The sequence below is a fragment of the Candidatus Tisiphia endosymbiont of Ceraclea dissimilis genome, from assembly GCF_964030735.1.
GTDB lineage: Bacteria > Pseudomonadota > Alphaproteobacteria > Rickettsiales > Rickettsiaceae > Tisiphia.
The window spans coordinates 179,029-191,404 of the sequence record NZ_OZ034917.1 but is presented as its reverse complement, the minus strand read 5'-3'; the positions used below and the strand labels follow the sequence as shown (position 1 = coordinate 191,404).

Sequence of the window (12,376 nt, the reverse complement as noted above, 5' to 3'; positions counted from 1 at the left end):
TTAAACTAACGCTTATGCGTCGCTTCATCGTTCCTAGTCCCAAATTCTCCTGAATTGACTGTAAAATACAGCCTAAAAATCTAAAGATTATCCTGCTTGTTAGCAAAAAATTTCCAAAACAAGCAAAACTTGGTTAAACCTTCTTGCCAAAACTAAGCCCAGCAAATTTTTTGTTAAAGTCACTAACATTTTTGTTAGATTGGTTAACAATATTTCCAGATTCTTTAGTCCATGCCGGATGTTTCCTGTAATCAACATCCATCAAAATCTCTTCTGCATGACCACCGGAATTTGTCTCAAAAACATCATTACTAATGATAATTTTGAACTTTTTATATTTCGGATGTATTCCAGCTTTCATAATACAGCACCAACTTTTTTCTCAGCTATCTTTTTTTTAATCACTTGGGCTTTGTCCGAAAGTATATCACTTGATATTTTAAGCATATATTCATCAAAACCACCTACCTTCTCGACAGAACGTAGACATTTAGCATTTACCGAAAGCTTGTATTCCTGCCCAGTAAGCTCACTTGCAAACCTTACCACTCTTAGATTCGGCTCAAAGCGTCTTCTAGTTTTTCTTTGCGAGTGCGACACTTTATTACCGTGTAAAACACCAACTCCACTAAGCTCACATCTACGAGACATCGTGACTCCTATAATTATTCATCAATATTACATAATTATACTACTATTAAGGCTTTATGTCAATATCTACAGCTGTAAATAATACAAATATTTGTTAATTGTTAAAACTTTTGAAGAGATGGCAACATATCGCTCATTGAATAAAGAGCCGGTGGTTTATCAGATATCCAGATTGCCGCCTGAATTGCCCCATCAGCAAAGGACTCTCTTGACCCATGATGTTTCAGAGTAATGGTTTGGTTATCTCCTAAAAATAATACTTCGTGTTCTCCATGCAAACGCCCACCTCTAATAGAAGTAATGCCAATTTCACCAGCCTGTCTTTGTCCTTTTACAGTACGATCAAAGATCGCACATTGATTAAAATCTAAATTTCTAACTTTTGCCACAGCCTTACCTAACATTATCGCCGTACCAGACGGAGCATCCTTTTTCATACGATGGTGACAATCTAAAATCTCTATATCGTAAGTATTATCTAGAATTTCTGCCGCCTTTTTCGCTAGCATCGCTAGTAAATTTGCCCCTAAACTCATATTAGCTGAATAAAATATTGCTAGACTTTTGGAAACTTCATGTAAACGATCAAGTTGATAGTTAGTCAGACCAGTAGTACCAATAACTAATTTGTTGTTGTACATAATGGCATAATCAAGCAGTTTGTCCAATATCTCGCTACTAGAAAAGTCAATAATCACCTCAGAATTTTGACAAAATTCAGCAAAATCCCTTATGCTATTTTTTCTAGAAAATGTAGCAGAAAGCGTACAGCTATTTAATCCATGCATTTTTTTAATTATCATCTGCCCCATTTTACCGGTAGCACCACAAATACCTATAGAAATCATTTTAACTCTCTATATTGCCTTAAACAATGCACCAATGGTTTTAAATTACTTTTTACCATAGTACTTATCACTTTACCAACCAATATAACATGATCCCCCACTTCATATTGACTAAATTTGTTGCACTCAATATGGCAAACTGCTCCTTCAATCAAAGGGCAATTAGTAATTTGTCCTAAATTATATGAAATACCAGCAAATTTATCAGTATTAAACTTAGAAAAATGTCTAGAAATATCCTCTTGATTTTCAGCTAGAACACTAACAGCAAAATACTCACTACCAGTAAAAGCACTCATACTAAAGGATTTTTTATTAATACAAAACAATACCAATGGCGGTAACAAGGAAACCGAGGTAAAAGAGTCTGCCGTAAAACCAAATAGCTTGTTATTGTATAAAGTAGTAATAATAGTAACACCCGTAGGCAAAGTGCTAAGAGCTTGTTTAAATTGTTCAGAATCCACTATTGCAGCCATTTTTTAGTAATGCGACTAATTGTACCATCTTTTTTTAATTCACTAATAGCTTTATCAATATTTTCAACAAGTTTAGAATCTTTTGGCATAGCGATAGCAAGCTCAGATGAGAATTCTGTTAAACTAAAACTAGCAAGATCAGGATTATTCTCAATAAATTTCTTAGATTGCGATTCCTCTAATACTACCACATCTACAACTTTCGATTTCAATTCTTCGACTAGCATTAAATTATTTGACAAATAATTTGTTCTAATATTAAACTGTTTGGCTAAATCCTGAACTATCACTGCCCATGTTGTACCAAGTTGCACACCAACAATTTTATTATCCAAATCTCCAACATTTTTTAAATCATCTGCTGTTCTATATAATACTGATACGTTAGTTGTTACATAAGGGGCTGAAAAGCTAATGTGTTTCTTACGTTCTTCAGTCACTGTTAATCCAGCAATTACTATATCAACATTTTCACTAGCTAAGGATGCAAGTAAGCCATTAAAATCAAAATTTTTAATTATAACTTTCTTCTCTAATTTTTCTCCTATAGCATTAATAATATCAATGTCAAGTCCCACTATTTGCCCATTTTGAATAAATTCGTAAGGGGGATTATCTGCGGAAGTCGCAACTATTAAGTTCTTTTCCTGAGGCTTGTTATCACAACCAACTATCAAAAAAGAACATATAATAAGGAAGAAAAGCTTTATTAATTTCATAAAATTAAATAACTATTTTAATTATTACTATATTATCGCACTTCTTGCACTCATATACAACAGACTTTTTAAAATTAATAACATGATTCTATACCAAAAAGGTATAAGCTAAAGTTAAGAAGGTAAAGAATGCAAATGAATCGGTTATGGTGGTCAGAAATACACCCGAACCAGTGGCGGGATCAATATTTAAATAATGTAGAGTAATTGGTATTGCCGAACCAAAAAGACCAGCAATTAAGAAAGTTAGGATAACAGCTACGGAAAAAATTAAGCTAATCTGTGGATCAGAAAGCATTACTAAGATTAACAATGCCCCAACTAATGCTAATATAGAACCATTAAATCCACATACAACTACTTCCTTAAGGATTACTTTCAGTACGTTACTATGGTGAATATCTTTGTTGGCAAGGGCTCTAACTGTTACAGTCATGGCTTGGGTTCCAGCATTTCCTCCCATAGAAGCAACAATAGGCATGATAGCTGCTAGTGCTATAAATTTAGCAATGGTCATACTGAATTGGTTAATGATTATCGACGTCATACAGGCGGTAATTAGATGGAGAAATAACCAAAGAAATCTATGCCTTACAGTATAAAATAGATTGTAGAATGTATCTTGGGTATGGACGCCCCCAAGTGACATTATATCTTTTTCTGTTTGCTGTTCAATGATATAGAGCATATTGTCTATTGAAATGGTACCTATTAGCTTACCGCTTTTATTGACCACTGGTACAATTGTTAAAGCATATTGTTTGAAAATAAAGCTTAATTCACTTAAGTTGGTAAAGAGATCGGTAATTTTAAACTCAGGGTTCATAAGCTCTTTTACTAATTCATCCCCCTTATGCTTAAGTAAAGTGCTTAGGAGTATACTACCTATAGGGCGATATTTACTATCTATCACAATAGCAGCATGAAAATCTTGGGCTATATGTTGTTCTCTAATAAAATCTATAGCTCTAGCTACTGTCCAATCCTCCTGAAATGATACAAAATGTCTTTCAATTACTCTACCAACAGTATTTTCTGGATAAGTACACCCTTCGATAATTTGTTGTCTTTTTTCTACTTTGAGGTTATCTAAGATCATTTCTTTGGTTATATCATCAAGATCTTCTATAACTTCAACAGCGTCTTCTATAGCAAGTTGATTAATTAAATGTACAGTTTTTTCTATACCCAAAATTTGGATTATTAGGGGTTTTCTACTTACACTAAGCTGCACTAAAGTCTCAGGTTTTAGTGTATCCTGTAATAATGGAAGAATTATTTTATATGTTTTCTGATTTATATTATCTAAAAAATCTGCAAGATCTGCATAATGGAGATTAGCCATAATCTTCACGGCTTTACCAACCTCATCATTATTCAGGAGATTATTAATTTGTTCAAATGTTGCATCAAATTGGTTTTGATGGATCGGTAACATATTTTTTGGTAGATTCTGCATAACTCCTCGTTAGCACAAATTTTTGTCGGCTTACGCCCTCTGCAATTGACGGGCAATGGCAACTGGGTTATAGTCAATTGATGAGAAGTTGGCGATGTCGTCGCTCGCCTATGAATTGACTATAATTGGTGCGGTCGAGAAGACTTGAACTTCCACTCTGTTAAGAACAGCCCCCTCAAGGCTGCGCGTCTACCAATTTCGCCACGACCGCATTAATATAATTGCTTTAGTTATTGCAGGCAACCTCCTAGGAATAAGGATAGTACCTAATTCAATCACTTTTACTACAGTTTGGATTTTGCCTATATATAGCAAATTATTCTATTAATATCAACATATATAGCTAACCTGATTAGTATTTATTCATACAAACTTGCGTCATTGCAAGGAGTGCGTAAACCGCACAACGAAGCAATCCATATAGTCTTGATGTATCTATACTAATTCTTATGGATTGCTTCGTCGTTGCTAAAGCAACTTCTCGCAATGACGCTTAGCAGTAAGCTTTTTTACTCATCATAAGGAAATAAATAAAAAATTGTAGGGTATGAACTCCATCTTTGCTATATGTCTTACATAATAGCCATAAAACTGGCATCTTCTAGCCATAAAATTTTGCAAATAATTTGATTGTCAGGATACAACTTGGCTACTAGATGTCGGTAAAAATTCAATTGATCAATATAAGACTCCTTAACTAGTTGACAATTTTTAGGTGGATTAGCATCGGATTTATAATCAATAATGGTTAACTTTCCCCTATCGATGGCAAGTAAATCAATCCTTCCTATCTTAACATCATCATTTAGACTTATCCCTATCGGTACTTCAGTTTTTAGCTCTTGAGAAATAAGTGCCATAAATTCTAAATTATTCAGTAACTTGTCAATATTTTTGTGAATTTTCTCTTGTAACATTGTTGGTAATTTATCAATAAATGGGTGGGTGTTCATACTAGAAAAATCATTAATCTTTACGGCATCTTCTAGAATCTTATGAAATATTCTACCATATTCCAAATGATCATTAACTATAAGAGGAGAATTGACCGAATAATTTTGTTTGGTATCTTTGGTGATTTTCTTAATAAGAAAAAGATTTGGTAGCCATTTAATGTCATTCTCGCATGGGTGCATTGGTGTCCTGATGAATTTATCCATATAAGCCCCTACCTCTCATTGTTTTAGTCTCTTCTACCCATTCTGACCTATAGTCAATTCAGGAAAATTTGGGACTAGGAGCATTGAGCAACAACGTTCCCAACTTCTCATCAATTAACTATAGCTCAAAATATAACTAATTAGTTATCGTAGACAGTATCCTCTATTGGATTTCCTAAACTGTGGAAACCATATGTCTCTTCTTTTGTTATTATAGTAGGTCCTTTCTTTATTAAATCTATAATATAATAAGTGGCACTGCCAAATATAAAAACATAAACTATCACAAAGGCAATTAATGAAGTAAAGATATATTGCCCTAGTACTGGTGAAGATGCTTCAGATGTTCTGATTATATTATATACTATATAAGGTTGTCTACCAATTTCCGTAACAAACCATCCGGACAACACGGCTACAAAGCCAGTTGGCGTCATCAACATACACCAATATTGGAACCATTTAGTATCAAACAATCTTTTACGTAAATATAAGACTACGGCAATCACCCCAGTAATTATCATCAACATACCGATTCCTACCATTATTCGGAAACATAAAAATACTATTAATACTGGGGGGCGATTTTCTTTTGACCATTCTTTTAGCCCTTGTACTTCTCCATCTAAGCTATGGGTCAGTATTAAACTAGCAATTTTTGGAATATCTATCGTATATTTTGTTGTTTCTTCTTGAGCTGATGGCCAGCCAAAGACCCTAAGGGCAGCACCTTTTTCTGTATCCCAAATACCTTCCATAGCAGCAATTTTTGCAGGCTGATGTTCTAGGGTATTTAACCCGTGTTGGTCGCCAATAAAAAGCTGTATTGGAGCAACAAATACTGCCATCAACATTGCCATACCAAACATGATTTTAGCATGGGCAACAAATTTTCTCTGTACAAGATACCAAGCAGCGACGCCACCAATAACAAAGGCTGTAGTTAAGTATGATGCAACAATCATATGACAGAAACGATATGGAAATGAAGGATTAAAAATAATTTCTAACCAATTTGTTGGATATAAAATATTATCGGCTCGTACTTCATAACCAGTAGGAGTTTGCATCCAGCTATTAGCTGACAGAATCCAAAAGGCAGAGATAATTGTACCAATTGCCACGATTAAAGTAGCAGCAAAATGCATTTTCTTACTAACTTTATTCCAACCAAACAACATCACTCCAAGAAAAGACGATTCCAAAAAGAAGGCAGCAAGCACTTCAAAACCGAGAAGTGGTCCAAGTACATTACCTACCTTATCAGAGAAACCTGACCAATTAGTACCAATTTGGTAAGATAGAACAACGCCGGATACTACCCCCATACCAAAGGTAATAGCAAAAATCTTAATCCAAAATTTATATATTTCTTGGTAAATATTATTGCCAGTTTTGAGCCATAACCCTTCTACTACAGCCAGCCAGCTAGCAAGACCAATTGTGAAGGACGGGAAAATTATATGGAAGCTTACAGTAAAAGCAAATTGTATACGAGATAGTAGATTAGGATCAAATTCCATATTATAAATTAGTTGATTTTGTTGCTATTTTTATCTTTCATTCTAACATATACTATTTGTATAGTATACTCAAATAATTTGAAAAATGAGGACAATAAATAATAGGTAAGCGAGTTTTAGGCAAGAGATATAGTCAATCAACCTGAATTAGTGCCGAATAAGCACCCATTGTGCTGTCTATTAGCGAGGAAGCGTAAGCCTCCGAAGCAATCCTTTTAATAATTTTTGGGATTGCTTTGTCGCCACTAAAGTGGCTTCTCGCAATGACGTTTTTACCCTATCATTCCCACATAGGCGGGCTAGACCCCACAACTGTTGAAAGTTAGAATAGGAAGCGGGTTTAGACCGGATAGTTTAAAAGTCGTATGTGGTCAACGTCTATTAGCGAGAAAGACCGTAGGTCGACGAAGCAATCCACAAAAGTAACCAAAGATGGATTGCCACGACCTACTTGCGTGGTCTCGCTAATAGCAGAAAACCTATCTAAAACCCGCTTTACCTTCTAACTTTCAACAGTTGTGGATACCGCACCGAAGCATGGATAACACAAAAATCGATATCTATGAGTCCCCTCGCGAATAGACATCTGTAAATTTGGCATAATGCTATAAGGTTAGTTCTAAGTTAATTCAAGAGAATTTTGGGCTAGGAACGATGGAGCGACGCCTATAAGTAATAGGCGAGCATTGAGCGACGACGTCATCAACTTCTCATCAATTGACTATATAAGATAATTTAACGTTAGACTGAATAATAAACAATAAATATTTTTAGTAAAATAATATTTGTTAATAAACTACTTGAAAAATATACACTTGCTGTAATTTTGCTGTATAGTTATCTTTTATCTTTATTATTTATGTAGGATATGTCAAATAATCAACAAAAATCAATAGCAGAATTAGAATATGGGGCTGACTCCATCAAAGTTTTAAAAGGTCTTGAAGCAGTTAAGAAAAGACCTGGTATGTATATTGGTGATACTGACGATGGTTCAGGATTACATCATATGATTTACGAGGTTGTTGATAATGCCATCGATGAAGCCTTAGCTGGTCACTGTGATCTAATTAAAGTAATCCTAAATGCCAACGGCTCTGTAACAGTGCGTGATAATGGACGTGGGATACCTGTTGATATCCACGAAGAAGAAGGTATATCAGCAGCTGAGGTTATTATGACCCAATTGCATGCTGGAGGTAAGTTTGACCAAAACTCTTATAAAATATCTGGTGGGTTGCATGGTGTTGGTGTATCTGTGGTAAATGCCCTATCAGAGTGGTTAGAGCTTAGAATTTGGCGAGATAATAAGGAATATTTTATAAAATTTAGAGATGGAGCTACTGAAACATCACTCACACTAAAAGGGGAGTCAGTAGAAAAAAGCGGTACAGAGATTACTTTTTTCCCATCTATTACCACTTTTAGCATGATAGAGTTTAATTTTGCTACTGTAGAGCATAGACTTAGAGAATTAGCATTTTTAAATTCTGGGGTTAGGATATTATTAAAGGATCACCGTTTTGCTGAACAGCAAGAAGTAGAATTTTGCTTTACTGGTGGTGTAGAAGCTTATGTCAAATATATAGACAAAGCCAAGACTTCATTACATAAATGTATATCACTCAATACTAATAATCAGGCAACAGGGATTACTTTTGAATTGGCAATGAATTGGAATGATTCATATCATGAAAATATTTTATGTTTTACTAATAATATAAGACAACGTGATGGTGGTACGCATCTTATTGCCTTTAAAGCAGCTCTTACCAGAGTTATCACAACTTATACCGAGAATATTGGACTCAATAAAAAAAGTAAAGTAAACTTCACAGGGGATGACACTAGAGAAGGATTGTCATGTATTTTATCAGTAAAAGTACCTGACCCAAAATTTTCATCACAAACTAAAGATAAATTAGTTAGTTCTGAAGTCCGTCCTATCGTAGAAAATGCTGTATATACTAAGATTTTAGAATGGTTTGAAGAGCATCCTAGTGACGCAAAAATAATTATTAATAAAATTATTGAAGCGGCAACTGCTAGAGAAGCAGCCAAAAGAGCAAGGGAATTAACTCGTCGAAAATCAGCCCTGGAAATTTCAAACTTGCCTGGAAAACTTGCTGATTGTCAAGAAAAAGACCCGGCTCTTTCGGAGTTGTTTATTGTTGAAGGAGATTCGGCTGGCGGTACAGCAAAGCAGGGTAGAGACAGAAAGTTCCAAGCAATTTTACCATTACGAGGTAAAATCCTGAATGTTGAAAGAGCTAGATTTGATAAAATGTTAAATTCTGAGCAAGTAGGAACGTTAATAACAGCTCTTGGGACAGCTATTGGTAATGAAGATTTTTCTTTGGATAAACTAAGATATCATAAAATAATTATTATGACTGACGCTGATGTTGATGGTTCGCATATCAGAACTTTATTGCTTACTTTCTTCTACCGACATATGCGGCAATTAATTGATAAAGGATATTTATATATAGCTCAGCCGCCTTTATATAAGGTAAAAAAAGGCAATAACGATTTTTATTTGAAAAATGAACAAGCTTTGCAAGATTATTTAGTAAAAAATACTATTAGTGATGCAACAATTATGTTGTATAATGGACGAGAGATCAGTGGTTCTGATCTTGAGGAGATAATCAAGAAAGCTATCCGGTTCGTTACATTACTTGATCAAGTTGGCAAAAAATTTAATCGACAAATTGCAGAATGTTTAGCTATCAAAGACTTGTTAGGTAATCAAATATTTGCGGCAGATAAGACAAATGAAATAAACCAGGCTTTGAATATTTTAAATCTTGGTGATATATCACCTGATAAAACAGATTGGCAATTTGTAGTTAGCACCAATAAAATAGAATTTTTCCGCTTTGTTCGGGGACAAAAAGAAAGTAAAATTTTATCAAAAGAACAGCTTGAATCTTTTGAATTTATTCAGCTAGCCAAATCATTTACTCCGCTTGCAGATTTATTTATTGAGCCAACAAAGTTATTAATTAAAAACCAGGAACATATTATTACACTGCCTAGTATGCTGATGAATTATATATTGGAAAGCGGAAAAAAAGGTATAGCTATTCAGCGTTTCAAAGGTCTTGGAGAAATGAATTCTGATCAGTTAGGAGAGACAACATTAGACCCTCAAAGAAGAACTTTATTGCAAGTTAAAGTACATGAACAAGATAGTGCTGAAGTAATTTTTTCAACATTAATGGGAGATATTGTTGAACCTAGAAGACAATTTATTCAAGCAAATGCCTTGAATGTAATTAATTTAGATGTTTAAAATTTAAATCTTCTCCTGAATTGGTTCACTATTATAGTTTAAATTAATGTGCAACAATTTAAAAACCCTGCATGCGATGTAATTTATTTTCTGTAATCTACTAGCTAGGCTAGCTTGTTTGTGCTATTATTTACTTAATAAAGTTTATAATATATTTCTAATATGACAGTAGAATTTTTCGATAATATATCAACCAAAGAAACTAATATTGTTAAAGATAACAATAAACCACCGAGAATGAGGATAGGTACCGATAATTTTGAGACGTTATTGCTAAATAGTGATGTATTTGTTGATAAAAGCCTAATGATCAAAGAATTATTGGAAGATAGTGGAGAAGTAATCCTGATCACTAGACCAAGGCGTTGGGGTAAGAGCTTGAATATGAACATGCTCCAGAAATTTTTTGAGATAGAGGTGGATCAAAATGGCGTTCCTTTACCTATAGAAGATAGAGTAAATAACAAGCTATTTACCGGTGGAGAAATCGATTTAGGCATTAAGGGAAAAAGAACTTTAGAGCCTTTAAAGATTAACGGTAATGAATATGCCATGATTCAACAAGGTCAATTTCCGGTGATTTTGCTCAATCTTAAAGATGTTAAAGGCAGTAACTACCAGGAAATTGAGAATGGAATAAAAAATCAAGTAACTAATTTATTTGCAAACCATCGATATTTAAAGCGTTATATAACAACAGATGAAAATTTACTAGATGAGGCACAAAAGGAAAAGTTAAATCGATATTTTACAGGAAAGCTTGATAAGGAAGACTTAAAAGATAGTTTACGGGTTTTGAGTGAAGTATTGTACAAACATTTTGGTCAAAAAGTTTATATATTGATCGATGAATATGACACACCGATCAATAGTTCGTATATTGAATTTGGTGATAAATTAAAAGAATTTGATGATGTACTAAAAATATTCCGCGGGATGTTTGGCAGTAGTTTAAAAACTAATCCTTATTTAGAAAAAGGCGTAATAACTGGCATATTACGGGTTGCTAAAGCTAATTTATTTTCGGATTTGAATAATGTTAGTGAATATAGCTTGCTTGATGAAAAATATTCTAAGTTCTATGGTTTTACTCAAGCAGAAGTTGATGAGTTATTAACCAAAGTACCAACAGCAACTAATCCTGAAAAAATTAAAGCTTGGTATAATGGCTATAGTTTTGGTGGGGAGATCATTTATAATCCATGGTCGATTATGCAATGTTTGGCTCATAAAGGCAAGCTTGATCATTATTGGCTTGATAGTGGGGGGACGGCTCTTGTTGATAAAGCATTATTGTCAGATGGAATGCAACAAGATATTCAGCTACTCGCTAGTGGCAAAAATATTATCTCCCCTATTACCAGACAAATTAGTTTCAGTGATATTAACACACGGTCAGGGCTATTTAGTCTATTACTATTTAGTGGTTATTTAAGCCCAATGGTAATCGAGTCAGAAGAGGATATTTATCAATTATCCGCTCCTAATAAAGAGGTAAAACACATATATAATGCAAGATTATTGCAGTGGGTGAGCAACAAGTTACAAATGGATAGTTCTTTATATTATTCATTTGCTAGTTTGCTGCCGGCAGGTAAAATAGAAGAATTTAAAGAAAGGCTGCAAGAATTATTACTAAATGCTACTAGTTTTCATCAAACTGGCGAAAAAAAAGCCGAGCTATTTTATAGTGGCTTTATGCTAGGTTTAATTAACACGTTATCTCTTGGCTATATAATAGACAGTGAAAGAGAAACCGGTAGCGGTAGGGCGGACATTGTGCTACTACCCAAGATAGGTAAAGGTGACAATGCTATTATTATTGAATATAAAATATGTAAATCTCCTGATATTTTAGAATCTGTTGCCAAAGAAGGGTTAGATCAAATCGTGAGAAAAAAATATGAGGCTAAAATAAAAGAGTACTCCCATGTTCAGAAAATTATCAAAATTGCTATGGCTTTTTGCGGTAAAGAAGTGGCTCTAGAATATCAGATTGATAAAATTTAATTGCCTTTTCCTCTAATATTGATTATAGTCAATTCAGGAGAATTTGGGGCTAGAAACGATGGAGCGATGCCTATAAGTAATAGGCGAGTGACGACGTTACCAATTTCTCATCAATTGACTATAGTATTTACAATCTTTGGGCTAGGTAGCAAAGTGGTAATGCCGTGGACTGCAAATCCTCAATGCGTCGGTTCGATTCCGACCCTGGCCTCCACAAAAAATATACTAA

The 12,376-nt window shown here is 34.1% G+C and carries 10 protein-coding genes and 2 tRNA genes; 3 read left to right on the top strand and 9 right to left on the bottom strand.

Going from position 1 to position 12,376, the window contains the following annotated elements; translation table 11 throughout:
- Positions 1-133 precede the first annotated feature (133 nt).
- The 9 genes from rpmE to ACQH1V_RS00805 all read right to left on the bottom strand — a co-directional run bounded on the left by rpmE (position 134) and on the right by ACQH1V_RS00805 (position 6,839).
- Positions 134-361, bottom strand: a complete 228-nt coding sequence (rpmE, locus tag ACQH1V_RS00845) for a 50S ribosomal protein L31 (protein WP_425360503.1) — start codon at positions 359-361, stop codon at positions 134-136.
- A complete protein-coding gene (gene rpmB / locus ACQH1V_RS00840; protein ID WP_341759675.1) occupies positions 358-651 on the bottom strand; it encodes a 50S ribosomal protein L28 in 294 nt (97 codons plus the stop codon). The genes rpmE and rpmB overlap by 4 nt, the downstream gene beginning before the upstream one ends.
- Before the next feature lie 101 nt (positions 652-752).
- Complete coding sequence (dapB, locus tag ACQH1V_RS00835; RefSeq protein WP_425360502.1) at positions 753-1,499, bottom strand: 4-hydroxy-tetrahydrodipicolinate reductase; 747 nt, start codon at positions 1,497-1,499, stop codon at positions 753-755.
- Positions 1,496-1,978, bottom strand: coding sequence for a flavin reductase family protein (locus ACQH1V_RS00830; RefSeq protein WP_375330185.1), 483 nt, complete (start codon positions 1,976-1,978; stop codon positions 1,496-1,498). The genes dapB and ACQH1V_RS00830 overlap by 4 nt, the downstream gene beginning before the upstream one ends.
- Complete coding sequence (locus ACQH1V_RS00825; protein ID WP_094648650.1) at positions 1,966-2,697, bottom strand: ABC transporter substrate-binding protein; 732 nt, start codon at positions 2,695-2,697, stop codon at positions 1,966-1,968. Before ACQH1V_RS00825 ends, ACQH1V_RS00830 begins: the two co-directional genes overlap by 13 nt.
- Before the next feature lie 88 nt (positions 2,698-2,785).
- Positions 2,786-4,156 (bottom strand): magnesium transporter, encoded by a 1,371-nt coding sequence (gene mgtE / locus ACQH1V_RS00820; RefSeq protein WP_094648649.1) that lies wholly within the window; start codon positions 4,154-4,156, stop codon positions 2,786-2,788.
- A 126-nt stretch (positions 4,157-4,282) separates the two neighbouring features.
- A tRNA-Leu gene (locus ACQH1V_RS00815) sits at positions 4,283-4,367 on the bottom strand.
- Positions 4,368-4,728: 361 nt separating this feature from the next.
- A complete protein-coding gene (locus ACQH1V_RS00810; RefSeq protein ID WP_341749096.1) occupies positions 4,729-5,316 on the bottom strand; it encodes a PD-(D/E)XK nuclease family protein in 588 nt (195 codons plus the stop codon).
- 140 nt (positions 5,317-5,456) lie between these two features.
- Positions 5,457-6,839 carry a cytochrome ubiquinol oxidase subunit I gene (locus ACQH1V_RS00805; protein ID WP_425360501.1) on the bottom strand — a complete coding sequence of 461 codons (1,383 nt, stop codon included), beginning with the start codon at positions 6,837-6,839 and terminating at the stop codon, positions 5,457-5,459.
- An 868-nt stretch (positions 6,840-7,707) separates the two neighbouring features.
- On the opposite strand from ACQH1V_RS00805, the gene gyrB reads away from it, so the two are divergent.
- The 3 genes from gyrB (at position 7,708) to ACQH1V_RS00790 (ending at position 12,361) form a co-directional block, all read left to right on the top strand.
- A complete protein-coding gene (gyrB, locus tag ACQH1V_RS00800) occupies positions 7,708-10,137 on the top strand; it encodes a DNA topoisomerase (ATP-hydrolyzing) subunit B (protein WP_425360500.1) in 2,430 nt (809 codons plus the stop codon).
- Between the two features lie 162 nt (positions 10,138-10,299).
- Positions 10,300-12,147 (top strand): AAA family ATPase, encoded by a 1,848-nt coding sequence (locus ACQH1V_RS00795; RefSeq protein ID WP_425360499.1) that lies wholly within the window; start codon positions 10,300-10,302, stop codon positions 12,145-12,147.
- 139 nt (positions 12,148-12,286) lie between these two features.
- A tRNA-Cys gene (locus ACQH1V_RS00790) sits at positions 12,287-12,361 on the top strand.
- Positions 12,362-12,376: the final 15 nt, after the last annotated feature.